General features: G+C 65.0%; 17 protein-coding genes. 11 read left to right on the forward strand and 6 right to left on the reverse strand.

Annotated features, from left to right (window positions below; all coding sequences use genetic code 11):
- Window positions 1–366: 366 nt before the first annotated feature.
- Window positions 367–1,572: a hypothetical protein gene (locus ACZYZ9_RS25455; protein WP_273437430.1), complete on the reverse strand. Its 1,206-nt coding sequence runs from the start codon at window positions 1,570–1,572 to the stop codon at window positions 367–369.
- Window positions 1,573–1,880: 308 nt separating this feature from the next.
- Here ACZYZ9_RS25455 and ACZYZ9_RS25460 point away from each other — a divergent pair, with 308 nt between their 5' ends.
- The 6 genes from ACZYZ9_RS25460 (at window position 1,881) to ACZYZ9_RS25485 (ending at window position 10,363) form a co-directional block, all read left to right on the forward strand.
- Window positions 1,881–3,458, forward strand: a complete 1,578-nt coding sequence (locus ACZYZ9_RS25460; protein WP_273437432.1) for a PE family protein — start codon at window positions 1,881–1,883, stop codon at window positions 3,456–3,458.
- A gap of 392 nt (window positions 3,459–3,850) precedes the next feature.
- Window positions 3,851–4,231, forward strand: a complete 381-nt coding sequence (locus ACZYZ9_RS25465) for a Fis family transcriptional regulator (RefSeq protein WP_240751274.1) — start codon at window positions 3,851–3,853, stop codon at window positions 4,229–4,231.
- Window positions 4,232–4,370: 139 nt separating this feature from the next.
- Entirely contained in the window at window positions 4,371–7,673 is a 3,303-nt protein-coding gene (locus ACZYZ9_RS25470) for a hypothetical protein (protein ID WP_205879615.1), read from the forward strand.
- Complete coding sequence (locus ACZYZ9_RS25475) at window positions 7,673–8,392, forward strand: hypothetical protein (protein WP_133437109.1); 720 nt, start codon at window positions 7,673–7,675, stop codon at window positions 8,390–8,392. The genes ACZYZ9_RS25470 and ACZYZ9_RS25475 overlap by 1 nt, the downstream gene beginning before the upstream one ends.
- Window positions 8,389–9,030, forward strand: a complete 642-nt coding sequence (locus ACZYZ9_RS25480; RefSeq protein ID WP_133437108.1) for a hypothetical protein — start codon at window positions 8,389–8,391, stop codon at window positions 9,028–9,030. Before ACZYZ9_RS25475 ends, ACZYZ9_RS25480 begins: the two co-directional genes overlap by 4 nt.
- Window positions 9,031–9,934: 904 nt before the next feature.
- Window positions 9,935–10,363 (forward strand): ASCH domain-containing protein, encoded by a 429-nt coding sequence (locus ACZYZ9_RS25485; RefSeq protein ID WP_240751273.1) that lies wholly within the window; start codon window positions 9,935–9,937, stop codon window positions 10,361–10,363.
- Window positions 10,364–10,746: 383 nt separating this feature from the next.
- Here the strand turns inward: ACZYZ9_RS25485 and ACZYZ9_RS25490 are convergent, their stop codons facing one another.
- The 5 genes from ACZYZ9_RS25490 to ACZYZ9_RS25510 form a co-directional block, all read right to left on the reverse strand.
- Window positions 10,747–11,751: an alpha/beta hydrolase gene (locus tag ACZYZ9_RS25490; RefSeq protein ID WP_133437107.1), complete on the reverse strand. Its 1,005-nt coding sequence runs from the start codon at window positions 11,749–11,751 to the stop codon at window positions 10,747–10,749.
- 254 nt (window positions 11,752–12,005) lie between these two features.
- Entirely contained in the window at window positions 12,006–12,728 is a 723-nt protein-coding gene (locus ACZYZ9_RS25495) for a hypothetical protein (RefSeq protein WP_133437211.1), read from the reverse strand.
- A gap of 8 nt (window positions 12,729–12,736) precedes the next feature.
- Window positions 12,737–13,603, reverse strand: a complete 867-nt coding sequence (locus tag ACZYZ9_RS25500) for an RAMP superfamily CRISPR-associated protein (protein ID WP_133437106.1) — start codon at window positions 13,601–13,603, stop codon at window positions 12,737–12,739.
- Window positions 13,600–14,073: a hypothetical protein gene (locus ACZYZ9_RS25505; protein WP_133437105.1), complete on the reverse strand. Its 474-nt coding sequence runs from the start codon at window positions 14,071–14,073 to the stop codon at window positions 13,600–13,602. Before ACZYZ9_RS25505 ends, ACZYZ9_RS25500 begins: the two co-directional genes overlap by 4 nt.
- Before the next feature lie 38 nt (window positions 14,074–14,111).
- Complete coding sequence (locus tag ACZYZ9_RS25510; RefSeq protein ID WP_306255839.1) at window positions 14,112–14,420, reverse strand: hypothetical protein; 309 nt, start codon at window positions 14,418–14,420, stop codon at window positions 14,112–14,114.
- Here ACZYZ9_RS25510 and ACZYZ9_RS25515 point away from each other — a divergent pair.
- The 5 genes from ACZYZ9_RS25515 (at window position 14,419) to ACZYZ9_RS25535 (ending at window position 18,084) form a co-directional block, all read left to right on the forward strand.
- Window positions 14,419–14,559: a hypothetical protein gene (locus ACZYZ9_RS25515; RefSeq protein ID WP_306255838.1), complete on the forward strand. Its 141-nt coding sequence runs from the start codon at window positions 14,419–14,421 to the stop codon at window positions 14,557–14,559. The genes ACZYZ9_RS25510 and ACZYZ9_RS25515 overlap by 2 nt on opposite strands.
- 449 nt (window positions 14,560–15,008) lie before the next feature.
- On the forward strand, window positions 15,009–15,896 hold the full coding sequence (locus ACZYZ9_RS25520) for a hypothetical protein (protein WP_133437104.1): 888 nt from the start codon (window positions 15,009–15,011) through the stop codon (window positions 15,894–15,896).
- Window positions 15,896–16,315: a hypothetical protein gene (locus ACZYZ9_RS25525; RefSeq protein ID WP_133437103.1), complete on the forward strand. Its 420-nt coding sequence runs from the start codon at window positions 15,896–15,898 to the stop codon at window positions 16,313–16,315. The genes ACZYZ9_RS25520 and ACZYZ9_RS25525 overlap by 1 nt, the downstream gene beginning before the upstream one ends.
- Window positions 16,312–17,151, forward strand: a complete 840-nt coding sequence (locus tag ACZYZ9_RS25530) for a phosphoadenosine phosphosulfate reductase domain-containing protein (protein ID WP_133437102.1) — start codon at window positions 16,312–16,314, stop codon at window positions 17,149–17,151. Before ACZYZ9_RS25525 ends, ACZYZ9_RS25530 begins: the two co-directional genes overlap by 4 nt.
- A gap of 87 nt (window positions 17,152–17,238) precedes the next feature.
- Complete coding sequence (locus tag ACZYZ9_RS25535) at window positions 17,239–18,084, forward strand: hypothetical protein (protein WP_133437101.1); 846 nt, start codon at window positions 17,239–17,241, stop codon at window positions 18,082–18,084.
- Window positions 18,085–18,464: the final 380 nt, after the last annotated feature.

Consider the following 18,464-nt stretch of genomic DNA (forward strand, 5'->3'; position numbering starts at 1 on the left):
GGAGCGCAACTCACCAAGCATTATGCTGACCTCGATTCGCGCAATTATGTTGCGGTGGATGCAATTCCGCTCGTTCCTGACAATGAAATGTGCGATGGACCTGCCCGCAGCAGCACTGCTGACTGCCGACCAGGACACGGCCCGCGCCGCCCCGAAGTCTGTGCCCTCGGGCACAATATTCCGGAGCAGGGGGCTCTTCCCACCCTCTCCGGGTGCGTCGCAAAGCGGTCACAGGGCCACACTATTCGGCGGTGGTGACCTCCACTGATTGGCCAAGGTAGTTCTCGAATCCGGCGCTGGGAGACCTACGGGTATCGGATTGGCCGGAAGCTTCCTGCCGTATCTCGTGGAACAGGCTAACGCGCGCTACTGGATATCGTTCGTAGTCGGGGCGGGTTTGAGACAGGCGGCGATCTCGGCGAGCTGGTCACTGCTGAACGTTGCAGAGGTCAGGATCACCAGTGTGCCGTCGCGCTCCACGTGTGCTTGTGCCTGTGAACCGAGAACGTCTGATCGGGTGACTCGAACCATCGTCCCGTCGTGCTCGACGGTGCGCCACACGTCGCTGTTAAAGAGCTGCTCGTAGGCAGACGGCTGATCTGCAGCCAGACACTGGGACAACGAGACGGCTTGGTGTCCATCTTCTGAGCGGTAGTTCACCAGCACATATGCCGGCTGCGGAGGACGTGGGGTCGGCGCAATGAAGAGGCAATCCAGACGCCAATTGTCCGGGACGCGATCGAGGGTCAGCACCGTGAACGGAGCGCGCTGCTGGGACTCGGCCAGTGTCAGTCGGGACGGTTGCATGCGCTGGCCGATCGGCTGGACCTCCTCGCCGGGCGGCGGCTCGAAGCGGAATTGCTGCTCTTCGATCGGCCGATCGAAGACGATGTCCATTGCTGTGATCCGGTGGAAGGCCTCGCCGCCAACGAGAGCAACGACGTCGAGCACAACCCCTCGTTCGCGGTCGACCTGCAATGTGTATTGGTCTGCGCCGCTACCGAGTTGATGAAGCATGAACATCTGCTGCGAGCGACGGGAGTCTGCCCAGCGGGGAAAGGCCTGAACGGTCAGCGTGGCCCGTCCGGCGACGGTGGACAGACCGGCCAGGGCGAATCGCAATGCACCCAGCAGGGAGGTCGGATCGAGCATGAGCGACACTTGCTCGCCGACCCCGCTGCCAACTTGCGGGTCGTCCTGGTTGCTTCGAGCGCCCATGCGTGGATCCCATGACCACCACAGATCACCCGCGCGAACAGCGTAGGAGCCGTCCCTGGGCCCGCCCTCGTGTTCCTCGCGGACGCGATCAGCCTCGCGCCAGATCCGCATAACCTCAACCTGCTCCGCGGCTACCTGCTCCCCGCTGCTGCGGGATGCCATCGTCGAGATCGCCGCACCCGCGTTTCTCAGCTTGTCGAGGTCGGCGCGCAGCGCAGCGGCCGCATGCTCGCTGTGCCGCCAGATCCGAAACGTGGCCTGTACGGAGGAAAAAGCGTTGTCAGCGCCGTGCAGCAGCTCGAGCGCGGCACCCAGGGCAGGAACGCCACCGTCGTCGACCACGGAATCAGACACCCAGTCAGGCTACGCATCTGGCGGTGAAAGTTGCTTGCCGCGAGACAAGCCCAATAATGATTCCCACGCCTGCTGCCAACGTCCGCAGAGCATCGGAGGCTCCAAACAGATCCGCCGGCCACGACATCTACGGCGGCCACGATAGGCCTTCCCTTCTCCGACCGAGTGCGGTGTGGCAGAGCAGTGCCGAGCTGCAGAAAATACGTCCGGTCCAGGACACGTCAACCTCGCCGTGAGCGAGTGAGCAATCTATTTGCCGTGTCCCCTTCCTGTGCTCTACTGCGGGCATCGCAGACCAGGGAGGTTGTATGTCGTGGATGTTTGTGGCGCCCGAGGACTTGGTGTCTGCTGCTTCTAATCTTGCGGGGATGCGGGGAGCGCTGGACGCTGCCAACGCTGCAGCGACAGGTCCGACGACGACGGCTCTGGCCGCCGGGGCCGATGAGGTATCCGATGCCATCGCAAGCTTTTTCAACTCGCTCGGCGAGGATTACCGCCTCGTCTCCGCGCAGGCCGCGGCCTACCACGGTCAATTCGCGGATCTGATCGCATCCAGCGGCGCTCAATACGCCATAGCCGAGGCGGCATCCGTTAATCCCCTGCAGAGCCTGGGCAACGCCGTGGCCGCGCTGCCGGCAGGGCCGTACCAGGCACTTGACGATCTCCTGAACACCCCCACCCTTGCGCCACTCGAAAGCCTGATCAACACCCCCACCAACCTGCTGCTGGGCCGGCCACTGATCGGTGACGGCGCCGCGGGAACCGCGGCCGCGCCGAACGGCCAGCCCGGAGGACTGCTATTTGGCAGCGGCGGCAACGGCTACAACGGCGCAGGCGGCGCGGGCGGGGCGGCCGGACTGATCGGCAACGGCGGACACGGTGGCACCGGCGCACCCAGCGGAACGGGCGGAAACGGCGGCGCGGGCGGCCTGCTGTGGGGGACCGGCGGAAACGGTGGAAACGGCGGCGCCGCAGCCGGACTCGGCTTCAGCGGCGGCACAGGCGGCAACGGCGGCAACGGCGGCCTGCTGTGGGGCAGTGGTGGTACTGCAGGCAACGGCGGAGTTGGCGGAGCCGCAACCACGATCTACGGCAACGGAGCCAATGGGGGCGCCGGCGGCAACGGCGGGGCCGCAGGACTCCTGCTGGGCAACGGCGGCGCAGGCGGCAACGGCGGCCCCGGCGGGGCCGCCGGAGTGCTCTACGGTGTACCCGGAAGCGGGGGAGCGGGCGGCCTTGGCGGTCCGGGCAGCTTATTCGGCTATCCAGGGCCCGCTGGCATCGGCGGCCCCGTGGGCACAGCCAGCCTCGTCGGGACGATCCAAGCCAATCTCAACGGTGTCCTGGGCACCGGCTTGGCCAACATCAACATCCTGTTCACCGGCTTCGCTGATCAGATCATCGGCACCGTCGATGGCATCGTCGACGGGGCCATCGGTCAGGCCGGCGTCCTGCTGCACGGGTTTCTCGTCGACATTGAAGGCACGGTGCTCAACAGCCTCGGCCTGGGCTTTCTCAACCCGGGAGCCGGCAACCTCGGCCTGCTCAACGCCGGAACCGGCAACACCGGATTCCTGAACTTCGGTAACGGCAACAGCGGCATCGCGAACTTCGGTTCCAACAACATCGGGTCGCTCAATTTCGGTACCGGGAACAACGGCTATTTCAACTTTGGCTTCGACAACATCGGCAGCTTCAGCCTCGGCGGATCCAACAGCGGTGCTTTCAACGTCGGGTTCAGCAACATCGGCAGCTACAACTTCGGAGTCAACAACACCGGCAATTTCGACCTCGGCATCGGAAACACCGGTGACCGAGCGATCGGCTTCTTCCTGACCGGCAGCGACACGATCGGATTCGGTCCTCTCAGCATCCCCTTCGGCTAACGTCGCCAACTGGAAATCTTCACAGGATGAAGCTGCCCGCTTGCAACAGTGCCGAGTGCCGACCGGGACGCGGCACGCGCCCCGCCCGAAGTCTGCGCCCGTAGGGGCAGCATTCAGCAGCAGGGGCACTTGTCACCCTCGTCAGGTGCGCCGCGAAGCGCCCACGCAACCACATTATGCGGAGACGCAGATCGCTACTAATTGGCGAAGTGGCACAGGAACTTAACGGCAACTGGATCGAGCATCGGTGCTCTCGGAGCCCGAATGCCGGCACAATCCCTACTTGTACCAGAGCACAAGTAGGGATTGTGCGTGTCAGTGTCGTTGGTTAGCATTTGGTTCGTGCAAATCGACGCTGTGAGGCTGGCATCCGCGTGATGACAGGAAGCTCGATGACCGAGCTGATTCAGGATGCGGCTCAACGTGACGTCCAAGGTTTCTCAGCAAGAATCGCCGACGTGTCCCTGGAGGTTGCGGTGGACACATGGCTGCGGCGGGTGGTCCGGCGTAAAGCAACCCCTATTCAACGTGCGCGGTTGGTCAAAGCTGTGGAGCGGGGCAGCAGCCCGGAGACCAAGGACATCCAACTCACTCGTGCTGCGCTGCTGCGTGCTGCGGGCTTGGATGAACGTTCGGCCGCCGCGGCCGCAATCGAAGCGGGAGCGACGTTCACCGAAGTCGGATCCATCCTGGGGATGACTCAGCAGGGTGCGAGCGCACGGATCCGCCCTTACTTGAACGACCGCGCCGCTACGTCAGGGCCGCGCGCATGACCGAATTCCGGTATTTCGCAGATTGGCTGGCAGCAGGTTGCGCGAGCGCCGACGTCGGTGCCGTCGTGGACAGGAGACAGCAGCACGAGGGGGCCGCGTTAATTTTCGGTCGCAACATTGTTCCGGTGGGGCAGTAGCCATGACCGCTGGCGCAGCCGATATTGGGCGTCATGTCCTGGTCCTGACCGCTGCAGGATCATTCACTGTCGAGGGCCGGCGGCTGACAGATCCGGTCGACACTGCCGGCAAGCTCGGCAAGCTCATCTTGTGGTCGGTCAAGCGTGGGGGGCTGCAGGCGATACCGGGCTGTGGTGATCAAACGGGCGCTGCGCGGGTGTGGGTGACGGGCGCAGCAGTGGATCTGCTGGTCGGCGCCCCTGGCGATCGAGCTGGGGATCCAGCCACACACCTTGGTCAAAGGCTGGCGCCGCTCGTCGACGACGGGTGGGAACTACGTGGCGGCACAGGGCCAGCGGTAGTCCTCGCACATGGCCGCGGACCTGAGCGGGTGGTCGTTGAGGTGCTGGCTGAGCAGCAACCGTGGCTGGCTGCCGGTGATGCTGCGGTCGCCGACGACGCCGCAGAACTCGGCCGTCGGCTCCGCTGTTGGTATGCCGCTTTGGGGGTGCTGCCCGGGCACGGAGGCGCGGCCTCGGGTGCATTGCTGGCCGACCACGTCATGGCTGCTCGCACCGGCCGTCGAGGCGTCGTGGTCTCGACGCCCGGACTGCTGCCAGCGTGGGTGTCGCCGGAACTGCGGATCCAGCCCGCCTGGTCGGCGACCACCGACCAGACCGAATACGAGTTGCGACGCTGTGACGAACTGGTGCGCCTGACCCAACAGAGCCCAGCGCTGGCCTCGGCGGGGATGCTCACGTTTGGGCACGGCCAAACGCAGGCGTTAGAAAGCGCTGCCGCCCTCGCCGCCGCGCGCGCACAGAAGCGCCCATTTGGCCTCTGGCTCGTTGACCTGCCCGCAGCAGACGAGCTGGACCTGCCCGCGACCTTGCCGCTACCGCACCCTCGCATGGCCGCCAACCAGCGATCCCAGGCGTGGGTGACCACCGAAGACCTCGACGGCCTGGCCAAAGATGTTCGTGACGGCGGCGCCGGGCTGAGCGTCGAACAGCTCGAAATCAGCGAAGCGATCGTCTGGCCGCAGAAAGCACGCATCCTGGAGGCATGGGCAACTCGGCTGCGCAACGCCCGGGAATCATTCGCCGACGATGCGCCACTGCTGGAGCTGGTGGACGCCGCCGCTAACGACTACCTTGCCGCCCTCGCTGACCCCGATGCGTGGGCGGATGAAGACTCGCGGCACCACTTTCAACCGGCCTGGGCTGCGACGATCGCCGCACACATCCGCCAGCGCGCACGGCGCGCAGCGATGCGGATCTCTCGTGAACACCGAACGTGGCCGCTCTACGTGGACGGCACATCGATGGTGTACGGGCCGTCGGCTCCGTTGGAGTCCAGTGCACCAGTTGATCTGTCCGACAGTCACACTCGGCTCGGGCGGCTGGTTGTCACGTCTCGTGCCGAGTTGACCGAGAAGACCATTCTGGGCATGCTGCTCGCCGAATCCACCGCTGAGGTCTATGCGGTCCTCAGCGCAGCACTTGGCCCGTCAGCGGTGGGAGTCGACCAACTGCAAGACGCTGCCGTCCAATCGCCGCCCCCGCGTGACACCCCCGGTCGGCAAGATGCTGACGACGCGGAACCAACGTTGGTCGCCCCCGAGGTAGCGGGTTCTGGGGCTGAGGAGGTGGCCAAGAGCGCACCTGATGACGCCGAAGACAGGGATGCGGCAGCTGGTGCGCCTGGTCGTCGTCGCCGCGGGCCGGTTGGTGCACGTGCGAAACTGGGTGGGTCGCCGGCAGCGGTCCTGGACGCCGGCGGGCTATGGATGGCCGACGGATCCAAACACAACCTGCCGGAACCGATAACCCATGTGGGACACGTCGCTGAACTAGCCTACGCACATCGTCTTGGCTACCTATTGACAGCGAAATATGCTGAGCCCGGCCAGATTTGGATCACCGAGCAAGCATGTCGTGGCTTCGGCATCGACGTCGACCTCGTCTTGGAGAAGAAGCCGAAGGATCGTGACGCGGCCCTGCGCTACTGCACCCAAGACATTCCCTTCGTCACCCAGGCCGTGGCCGACGGCTGGAAGCTCGGCGGGGGCGGCGACGGCGCGTCGGCCCGCCTGGGAATCTGGACCAGGATCTACCCGTCGGATCAGCAGCGCAAAGGCGTCTGGGTTGTGCTGATTCCCGGGATGGCGAGTTCCGGTGACTCGCCTCAGGAGGTCATCAACGTGCCGATCCTCATCGACGGGCAAGGTGATGAGGGGATCGCGGTATCCGCGCCGAGTACGGTCGCTCGCCGACTCAAACTGCTGGCCGATGCCCAACGGTTTCCGCTGAAGATCAATCCCGGAGTCACCGCCATCGATCTGATGGTGCAATCGCGACCCCAAGGCACCACCATCGAAGAATGGCGCAATGGGCCGCTGGCGCCCTCGACGTTCGATGTTCCGTTCACCATCAATGATGTTGAGCGCGACTTCAATTGGACGCGGACACCTACTGCTGAGGAGCTGCAATGCCGCTTCGTGCACGCCTACGATCGGGGCGGGTCCTACCCTGCCGCAATCGCCGGGCTGGAGCTGCCGATCGGTGAACCCGTTCACCATCCTGACGGGTCGGTGTTCGAGGATCCCGCCCGGTTGGCGCAGCTGGTCAGGGCGCCGGGTCTGGTCACGATCGTGGTGCCCGAACCAGAGGATTGGCGGGTGCCGTTCCTGTTGAATCCTGCTGGGCTGCAGTTCACTTCGCCGAAGCCTACGACGACGGCGCGGCTGGAACGTGCGTTGAAGCTCGGTTACCGTCCGACCATCGTCGAAGCCTACAGCTGGCCTAATCACGGCCGCGTGCTTAAAGGGTTCTACGAGCGGGTGCGTGACGCTTCTGTCGTGCTGGACAGCGATGATCCCGATGCTCAGGCCGCCCGCAATCAGTCGAAGGTCATCCGCAACGTAGGGATCGGGCTGATGGGTTCTGAATCAAATCTCAAGGGCAAGACCGGGTATGACCCGATGAAACGTCTGAGCATCATCGGCAAAGCCAGCGCAAATATCGCCTACCGGCTCGACCAGATCGGACAAGCGACGGGCCGCTGGCCGGTCGCCGTGGAAAAAGACACTGTGCTCTACCTTTCCGACGACCCCGACCCCCAGCGGGCATGGCCCGGAGAGGCGAAGACCTGGGGCCGCGGCTTCGGCCAATACAAACACGAGGGCTCAGCACTGCTGTCCGACCAGGTCGAATTTCTCGACGGCCGCCAATACAAAGGCAAACCGGCGCTGCTGGATCCCGACGAGTGGGCCGACATGCTGGGGTCGCTGGCCAGCCCTGCTGATGTGAAAAGAGGCAGCTGATGGCGCGGCCCCGGCGGCGCCGTAACCTGACCGGCGACGACCTCGGTCGATACGGATCCGCATCGGCCGGTTCGGTTGACGTCGACCGTGCCGCAGCAGGACTGAGAGTGCCGAAGGCCCAAGTGCGCGAGGCGATCAAGCAGGCCAAAGCCGCACAACGTCAGGTCATTTACCGGGCGATCTCGGGACGTCGTAGCGCCGATGTGAGCAGCGGAACCAACACCACGGGAATGTTGCTGGCGGCGTTCGGTCGCGGTGTGCGAGGCGCGGCGGTCAATGCGAAGGCCGCTGCTGCCAAGCTCGGGGTGGCGGTGTCGACGGTGCGGCGTTGGGCTGCCGGGACACAACAACCCTCCGCAGCTCACCTCGCCGCGGTGCAAGCCGAGTCCAGAAAGGCGGCGACCACCAAAGCGGGCCGCAAAGCCGCCACCAACGACTTTCGCACCAGCCCCCATGGCCAAGCAGCCCTGGTCGGTGGAACGTCGTTGTGGATCAGTGGAAACCAGGGCCCAGGCGGCAATGTCGAGGACCAATACACCAAAGACCGAACCATCCGGCAACACATCGACGTCGAGGACGTCGAAGCGATGCTGCGAGCGTATGAAGAGGGCGGCGATGAAGGCCTGCACGCCTGGCTGACCGAGGTGATGGACCAAAAATACCTCGCCGACTGGGGATTCATCAGCATCGAGGACTTCGGATTCGGCGAACGGGCGTGACCATCTTCGTCGATCCGGTAGCGGGGCCGCGTTGGACCAGGGGACGCCTTGCCGACATGCTGATTGACTGCTACGGCACCAGCCCCAGAGGCCGGGTCAATGCTGATGCCGTCGCCGAGTACGTCGGTGTCACCGCGGCGACAGTGCGCCGCTGGATCAGTGGCGGGCAGCGCGACCGGCGCCGCGCACCACTGTGCCCGCCGAAGCGCATCACGCAACTACAGAGAGGCCCCGATATCGTTGAGCGCCGTAACCAGCAGCTCTACGAACGCGCGCTGTCCGCCATCGGCAGCATCAACGGCGATGACCCGATACCGGCCGAGTGGGACAAGCAGCAGTGGCTTGAGACGCACACCGTCGCCATCGGCGCAATCCACGGAAAGCCCTGGTACCAAGTGGCTGTCACCAACGCCGGCCCCCGCTCCATGACCGAACTGCGCCGCCGGGTCACCGTGATCGACGCCCTTGAAGTCCCGACCTGGTTCCACGCACAAGTCCTCACCCACACCGTGATGACCCGACAACAAGCATGGCGCGTACACCCCGCGAAAACACAACTGACCAGCGGACGCACGCACGTGTGGATGAATAACGCACCACCGCTCAAGCTCATTGACTACGACCCGGGTGAGGGTTGAGGGCCACCTGGACCCGTACAACAAGTCCAGTGAATAAATGACCAAGGAGGACTGTACATTTCATGGAAAGTCACACCGATGAGGAAATTCTCGACACCCTAGTGCGCATCTCCGAGGGGGGCCTGAGGCCTTGAAGAACCGTCACCTGCCTGCTGCTCTGCAGGACAACCTCGTCTATATCCGAGCCAACGTGTCGGATGCGTTGAAAACACTAGCGATACAACTCTAACGAAGTTCGCGATAGGTACGAGGGAAAGAGACAACGACGATGACCACTGCAGCGGGTACAGGAAACATCGCGGCGCTGGCTGAAGTCCTTGGCAGCGCCTGGGATTCGGGTCAAAGCTCGGATAAAGGGTCCACGGTCAGAGAAAACGCAATCCACGATCTCACTGGACGGTGGCTAGACTTGCGCACAGTCGCCGCCGCCGATGCACCTGTTCGATCCGTCGTTTTCAACCAAGCGGATGGGACGATTGCTGCGCGATTCGACGAACGCCACGGAGTAGTTTTCGGCGACGATCGCCCGTTCCCGTGGGACGTTCTTCGTGGCCCCTTGACGCTGCTGTGGCATCCAGACGACAGCCCTACGCAGTAGTCCGGTACCGGCTCCGAACTGCCGAGGTTGAAGGCGAGGGGTGACGCAGCATGGCACGCGAGACGACTGAGGCCGAGGCGCCGGAACTCGTTCGGGCAATTCGACTCTGGTCAGGCGAAGCCGAAGCCTCAAGCAGGGCAGCGCAATGACCCCCGCCGGGCCGACCCCATGGAAGATTGTCAGACCGAGAGGCGAATAGTTATGGCGAGATTGATGAGCGTAGCGCTAACGACAGGTCAGGTACGCGCCCGCCAGAAAACGGTAACCCGTAGGGCTGGGTGGGAAGCTCTCAAGCCCGGGGACCTGGTGACCCTGTGCCCAAAAGTGCGCGGCCGGCGCGCTGGTGAGCCCCTGGAACGGATCGTCACGGTCGAGATCGTGTCTACTCGCCGTGAGCGGCTTGACAGCATCACCGCGGAAGACGTGATCGCCGAGGGCTTTCCGGGCATGACGACCGAAGAGTTCATCGATTTCTTTGCCGCGTCCCACCGCGGCGTGACCGCTGCTAGCGAGGTCACCCGGGTCGAGTGGAGATACCCACGCGAGTGTCGAGTCTGCGGGTGCACCGACTACAGCGCGTGCGACACAATCAGCGGCCCATGCGCCTGGAAGATTACCTACGACGACGACACCGGCATCTGCACAGCCTGCCGCGCGCCCGCCAGTTCAGCAAAGGTATTACCAACCGAGACAAGGAGTGTCATATCAGTGGGGCGCAAGAAGCCGAAGCGCTGACACCAGCGCAATCCCCTCGGGAGGTCCCATTCGGGATGTCCACCTATGAGCTGACTCAGACAGTCGAGGGGCCTACTTTCGGCGGCGACGGCCACGTGGTTTGAGTATGGCCCGCGTGTCTACCACCGGGGTGTCCAGCACATCTACGATGACGGCACTGTGCGCATCGTCGTCAGGCCAGGAGACCGTGACACCTATCGTGCGAGCGGCTACTACATGTCCGTCGAGTCATTGGCAGGTACGCCTGCGCAGCAATTCAGTAACGTTCACGCAGCGTTGACGGCCGCGAGTGACGAGCTCCTACGTTGGCCTCACTACCGTCGCGCCTTATCCCTCGCCCGGATCCGCCCCGCCGGTCCGTGACAGCGGCGGACAAGTGGGCGTCAGCGTAATATCCTGCGGGACTGAGAGTCTGGGCTGTTGAGGGCGTCGCGCAAGATGGTGTGGACATCGGCATTGGCGCGCGCGGCAGTGTCGAGTTGGTCGGCCAGATTGTAGAAGCCGTGAAACATGCCCGGGTAGCAGCGCGCCGTGGTCGGCACGCCGGCGGCGCGCAGCTGGCGGGCGAACTGTTCACCGGCCACGCGCTGCGGGTCGGCGTGAGCCAGGACCAGATGTGCCGGCGGCAGTGTGCACAGCTCGGCGAGAAGGGGTGAGGCCAGCGGATTGAGCCGGTCCTGGTCGCCAGCGAGATATTGGTCGCTAAACCAGTGCAGGTGTTCGGCGGTCACGACCGCCGCCCGCGGCGGGGTGGGGGTGGGCGCGGATTGGCGTCGCTGGTCGACGACGGGACAAAGCAGGAGCTGGAAGGCGATGGGAGGTCCGCTGCGGTCGCGGGCCAGCAGGCACACACCGATCGCCAGGTTGGCACCCGCACCTTCTCCGGCTACCGCCACACGGTGCGGATCGCAGCCCATCTGCTCGGCGATGTCGGCCGCCCACCGGGTCGCCGCCCAGGCGTCTTCCAGCGCGGCGGGAAAGCGGCTCTGGGGGGCCAGGCGGTAGTCGACGGCCACAACGACCGCGCCGACCCCGTTGGCCAGGCGGCGGCAATCGGCATCCCGTCCCACGGAGTCGCGCAGGACGAAACCGCCGCCGTGAAAGTAGACGATCAGCGCGGAATGGGTGTTGGCACCCGGCGTGGTGTGGGTGCTCAGCGGTTCGTAGATGTGCACCGGGATATCGCCGTGGCCATCAGGACCGTGCGCCCAACGACTGTGCACGCGCGCGACCTGGACGTGCCTGTGGGGCTGGCAATTGCCGCGCAGGTGCTGGCGAAGCTCGAACGCATTCGATCGGCTTTCGTCAAAGATCAGGGCCCAGCGGTCGGAAACCCGTTCCACAAAAGGCGTGTCCGCGGACTCGGAGGCGTCGGCCGCGCGGGTCATCGGAGATGTCCGTGGCCTTGCTGCGGTGGTTCTGTCCGGCTACCGGCTCGGTCGGCGCCCGGGGCGGGCTCACGGGTCGGGAAGTTGATTGACTCGTAGCAGGGCGCGGACACGCACGGCCGAAAAGGCACGCGCGGCTGGGACAGCATGAGCGAAGATCGTATCTCCCGCGCTGTGGTGACGGTCAGCTTTGAGGGACTTCATACGACGTTCTTGATCAGAGGTCGATTCTTCTGTTGCGAGGAGGCGGCGTATCAGCGTGCCGGTTGAAAAGCGGCGGCCCGACTAGCCGGATGAAGGTAGGGCGGGCGGAGTGTACCGGTGCCCAGTGGCCCAGCACTGGTGATGTTATTGGAGCCTAGGCAGCGGGGAGGGGTGGATCGGCCCAGAATTCCGGGTTCGTGCTCGTGGCCCGCGGACCAGTCGGTGGCGGAGGGTATTTCGGTGACCTGCCAATGGGTGACTAAGCCTTCTCCGACGCCGGTGTGCTTGCCGATCGATGGAAGGTCGGTGAGCAGATCGCGGATGGTGTCTGGTTCTCCGACGGCGCGCCAGGTGAGGTGGGTCGCTGGGTGTGCCATGACAGGGATGACGCGGTGTTGATAGCGAGCGGTCCTGTCCGAAACGGCTTTTGAGACGACTGGCGCGAGTTGTTGAAGTCGATGGTGGTTGGTGCGGGAGGTTCGCCACCTAATGTCGGGTTCGCTGACGGACTGGTTGTGGGGATGTAGGTCGGCGAAGGTCGCCATCCAGTGCCAATCGTCGGCGTTTTCAGTGTCTCCGCAGCGAGCGAGCGGTAATTCTAAGGTTTCTGGGGGCTGGGATCGCTGGTAGGTGAGGTGGTAGCCGGCGGCGCGAGCGGCCCATTTTCGTCGGTGCCAAATGACTGAGGCGAGGAGGCCGTCGAAGGCGATACCCCAAGGCCGCGACAGTACGACGCCGTACGGGGTGGTGGCGGTGATGTGTAGCGGGATCATGTTGGCGCTCACGTGATTTTGCATAGTGCCGCCATGACGTCACTGCGATGTGTCGCGAGTTCGGATTTCCAATCGATGGTGGAGTCGGGGAAATGTCCGCGTTGCACGGTGGGGGTGAGGGTGGCGGTGATTGTGCCGTGGCCGGCGGCGATGCGTCCGCCGAGATGGCCGCTGCGGGCGAAGGTGTCGAGGACGTCACGCAGGAATGCGGTCTGGTGGTCAGTGGCGTTGGTGAGGCGCACCCAGGTTTGAAGCCGGGTTCCGGCTGGGAGGGTCTCGACGCCGAATCTGCCTAGGGGGCTGGTCGTTTCGTCGAGATCGGTACACGGTGGTTGGTCGGTGTGGGCGCGGTGGTCAGAGAGGTGGCTATATGATTCTTCGGCGAGGGTGTGCACAGCAGGCAGAGGGGTGCCTGCTGGCGCCGGCCGGGGCAGGATGTGGGCGAGCTCAGCGACCTCAGGCAAAACCTTGCCGACGGCGAGGAGCCCGGACATGATCCGGCCGGAGGCTGCGCCGCCGAACACTGCCAGCTGGGGGAGTATGGCTTTGAGGTGCCGCTCGTCCTCGTCGGTGAAAGGGCTGGCTGATTTGGCGAGGCGGCCGCCGTTGGTGAGTAAGTGCGCGGCCGGAACGGGCAGCGCACCTTCGTAGTCGAGGACGGCGGCGGTGAGTTCTTCTCCGATGCGGCGAAGGACACCGCGGAAACCGCTGCCGGACACGATGGGGACCAGCGTCGTCTCGCCGGCGGGGCTGAGGACCTTCTCTCGGCGGAACAGTGTGAAGTTGTCGGTGCCGACAGCGGTGTAGTCCTCGCGGTGCACGATGGATGATTGGGCCAGGACGTCGATGTCCCACTGAATACTGTTAAGGGTCAATTGCGTGCCGTTTTACGTTTGGCGGCAACGGCTTCGGCGATGATGCGGACCCGCAACAGCAGTGCCGGCAGGCTGGTGTGCAAGGCGGTGAGGACCGGCAGAGATGGTTCGCGCAGCAGCCCGGCAAGTTCCAGACGCCGGTCTGCGTAGCGCGGTGTGGCAGCGCCGAGACGTACCAGAGCCGGCGAGGACCACCACTCATCGAGTGTCGTGGCGCGGTAGGCGGCGCGGCGCACTCTGCTGGGAAGAATCTCGTCCCAGTAGGTTTTGCGGTACTTCGGTTCGCCGATCCAGCTGTTGTCCCAGTCGATGCTGTAGTGCAATAACAGCAGCAGCCTTTCTGCAGTGTCGGCCGGATGGGCGGCCACTGCTGTTGGCAGCGCACCGGTTTCGGCGTCGCTGTCGACGGTGAACGATGGCAGCTCGGGCACCAAAGCTTGCCACGTTCGGGTCGGCGTGAGCTCGGTCATGGGCGTCAGGGTAGCGGGTAGAGGTGCCACCGAGGTGTTTACTTGTCGGCCGCAGGCTGGGGGTGGGTGAGGGTTCGGCCAGCTGACCAGAGCGGTGGAATTGTGCGCCACGGCTGAATGGCCGCCCACGCCCGCAGGATCGCCGGCCAGCGGTCGGTGGGTTGGTTGGTGAGAAGCTGCGCCGGCGGAACTGGGTCACCGAGCTGTGGCCAGGTGGCCCCGACCGTGATGCGCAGCCACTGCAGATCGCTCAGTCGTTGCGCAGCGGCGGCGTCCCAGGCAACAACGAGGCCATCGGTGGCTAGATGCCCCCACTGGGTGGTCGGAAGGATGTGCCTGCGGCGCATGGTAGGCACCATCGCGGCGTGTGTGTTGGGTAACGGTCCGGCAGTCAGTATTGGCGTCAAGTCGGCGCTAGGGGAGTACTCGTTCAACGAGGTTGTCGTGATCAGCAGCGTCGGCTGCGCGGTCGGCGGATGGCTGTAAGCCCACGCGCACGAGACGCATAATCGGCGGGCCCCGAAGGGCCACGCGTCGAAGCCGGTGAACTTCTCAGAGATGATGCGGGAACTGGTGACAGTGGGCCCGTCCGTGCCGCATCGGCCGCAGCGGCCGGCTACCGGTGCGGGGGCATCCACGGCAGGTCGACCGGCAGCGACCCACGCCGCGGCGGCGGGATCAGACAGCATGGTGGCCGTCACGATACGGTCTGAGGTTGACACCCGAGGCTGTTAATGTGACCAGCACGAAACGCACACAGGGGCTGGGTGAGGGTTTCACCTGGGGCGGCTCCGGACGGTTGGAAACAGCCTTCCGGGCCGCCTACCTCCGTCTTCAGGTCGCTCCGCAGGGGCGCTGTAGGGATTAGCCGTCGTGTCCCGTTTGGCCCATACACTGCGGTTTGACCAGCCAAGCTACGCAAAATCTGAGGCCACGTGGGCGCCAAGACCGCCAGACCAAACCGAGAACAGCCCGTCGTCCTCGACGTCGAAGGCGGGGCCATCGGTGCGCGTGACATCAAGGCGGCCCGCGAGGTCGCCGAGGACGCAATGACGGAGCGTTCGTTCCAACGACTGGCCAACCAGATCGTCGACGAGCTACGCGATGACGACTCCTCCCTCACACGGGCGACGCGCGATCGCGATCGCGCGACACCGCGGGATGTGAGCCACGTCGACTCCGATCGTCTGCGCGGCGAGCTGCCTGCCCGCGAAGAGTTCCGAGAGATCCTCAGTGGCCGGCAGCGAAAGATCCGATCCACGGTCAAAAATAGAGTCATCGCGGCGGCGCCAGCGTCGCAGCACGCTGCGATCAACAGCCTGCTCAGTAGCAAGGACCCCACGGAGTGGCGGCGCGTCAACGAGCGTCTGCATCTCGCGGCCGGCGATGCGCAGCAGCTGACCGATGGCGAACGCGCCAAGGTGCAGCGTCTGGACAGGGCGATCCAGTCCTACGAGCGACTCAACGACCGGACCCACCGTGTCTATGTGGCTGTGCGACTACCCGACAACCACTCAGACATCACCAAGCCGTCGGATCTGCCGGCGAGCCTGCAGCCAGGGGCCAGCGTCGCGTTCGACCAGTTCACTCTGACCCGGCACAACCTGCACGAGACACCGGGGCATGACAGTTCCCGGTACGTGGTGTTCGAGGTCGTGACCAGCCGCGGGATGTACCTGGGTCGCTCCGACAGCGTGGAGGACACCACTCACGTGTTGCCCAGGGGCATGCAGTTCGACGTGGCATCCGCCGAACACGTCGCCTACGCAACCCGCCCCAGAGGATTCAATGAACGCCTCGTCTTGCAACTGAGGGAGCGCTGATGACCCCCACCGAATGGATCGTTCACCCCAACCGGTCTGAGATCGGCATGGACGAGCCCGGACAGAACGGGCACTACCGATCAGTCACGCGCCCCAGCGCGGTGGCCATCGAGCCGTGCCTGGCGCGAGTTGAGCTGCCGCACAGACTTTTGGCCATTGCCGACGCCGACGGCGCGGTCACCTTCGGCGGCAACGATTGGTGGTTCGTCGTCGGCGCGGCCCGCACCTTCGCCCGTACCCACCTCGCCGCAGACGTGCCGGCACCGTTTGGGTTCAAGCGCGGCGGTCAATGGCGGTGGTGGGACAACACCACCACCTCGGAGTCGATCCTCGACGGGCCCGACGCAATCGAGTACGTCCGCCAATACCTCGACCAGCTGTTCCCGCACGCCGCGATCGCGGTGACCGACCAACGATGACCACCGCACCGGCGGGCCTGAACATGCACGAGCTGCGCAGCATCGCGGCGCGCCGCCGAGGCCCGCGAGCCCATCATCATTTGCTTGACCGCATCGCCGAGCACCTCGACGAGCAGGACGGGTTCGTGTCCTGGAGCGGCGGCAAGGACTCCACAGTGGTGGTCGACCTCGCGCGCCAGGTCGATCCGCACATCCCGGTCGTGTTCTTCGACAGCGGACTGCAATTCCCCGAAACCCTGCGCTACTTGGCGGAGCTGGCCGAGGCTTGGCAACTGAACTATCAGGTGATCACCGCCGATCCGGACTTGTTGACGGTGCTGATCGCCGGCGGCGGATTCGATCATCACGCCGTCGATCGACGGTTGCCAGGCCAGTTGGCTGACGTGATGATTACCGGGCCAGCCAGGGAAGCGCATCGCCTTTACGGCGGCGGCTCGCTGTGGGGTGTGCGCGCCGAGGAGTCGCACGGCCGGCGGATGCTCTACCGGCGCGGATTGGCCTCGGAGACTCGGGCGCGGCAGCAGAGTTCACGCACCGACGTGCGGAAGCAGGCCGGGGGTATCGTCCGTCGCACCGACGGAACCATTACCTACGGGCCGATCTGGGACTGGCAACGCTCCCACGTCTTCGAGTACCTGGCAGGGCGGGGGATCGAGCCCAACCCCCTCTATCGCAAGCTCGCTGACCTCGGGGTCCCCGACGCGCAGATCCGTGTCGACTCCATCATCGACGCTTCCAAGCTGTCCAACGGCCACATCGCGTGGCTGCAGAGGGGTTGGCCCGATCTCTTCGACCGGTTGGCCCACGCACTGCCCCGACTGCACGAATGGGCCTGACGTCAGAACGGGGCGGTAGCATTGACTTTCGACGACGGGCAAGCCGGTAAGGGGCGGGCCCGAACACTCCGGAAGGGAGCATGCATCATGAGTGTCGGACTGGCGGGCACGTTGCCCACCGCTGCGTACGACCAGGAGGACGACATCGACGAGGCCCCCTACCGCTGGTCGGACCTACTCGCGCGGCGCAATGCGCTGAGCCTGCGGGTCGAGGACCTCGTGCCGGTCCTACGGGTAGATCTGCACAAGTACCGCTCCCGGGAGACTGGCGCCCTGGAGGTGGGCGCCGAACTCGTCGACGAGCTGGTCGCGATGGAGGAGTTTGTCGCCGGCGAGGCTGCGCGGATGCTCGACGCGGCGCCGGCCGACGGGACGGTGAGGTTAGAGGCCGCCGTCGACCAGGCGGAGTTCGAGGATGCCTACCCGGAGGCCCGCACACTGCGGGATCTTGTGCCGTACCCGATGTCGCTGCAGCACGTGGCTGTGGGCCGTGCCGCGGCGGAGTTGAGCCGGCGCGGCCGTGACGTCGAGGTGTACCGCGGTGAGCAGCGCGGGGACCTCACCGTGCGCCGGCTGGCCGCCGGGCTGCTCAAAGAGGAAACCTCTCGGCTGCTCGGCATCGAGGCGAAGAAGTACGCGAAGTTCGAGCGAAGCACCTCGGCGCCGCCGGCCGGGTTGGTGGCTGAACTGCAGGCCATCGACGACTTCATCACCGCCAGCGCCGCGCAGCTTCACATCACCAAGGAAGATGGTGCGAGTGTCGTGGTGATGATCGACGACCAGGCCGCTTTCGAGCGGCTCTACCCGCAGGCTCGCACCAAGCGCGATGGTGAGGTGTATCCACGCCGGGTGCACCGGGTCGCGGCCGCACGCCGCGCCCACGAACTCGAGGCGGCCGGCGCATCGACTCGTATCGCCGTCGCCGACCGCTAAAGACGAACCGCCCGCTGTTTCAACGACTTCCCGTTCCCAATCCGACGCATGAGCAGGTCAGCGCTGACGCCACCGCCGAAGTCGCGGCTGCGTGTGAGCAGGTCGAGGTAACATCACGCGGACCGAGCGGTCCGCTGAGCTGACCGCGGAGTTCCATCAACGTGTTCGACGCGCCGGCATTCGACCGGGAATGAGTCCGAGTCAACCTGGGACGGCCAGATCGCGGCGGGATTCTTCGGGCAGCTCTGACCCGCCTTTCGACTCGTGCGATTGCCCACCCCACCCGGCACAGGGGCGGGGTGGGGAATGTCTATTGCGTTGCACCACAGAGGGTTCCGTTGTCGGTGGCTGTTGGTAGTGTCATGCAGGTAAGAGCAAGC

Source organism: Mycobacterium sp. IDUB_28 (assembly GCF_055419285.1).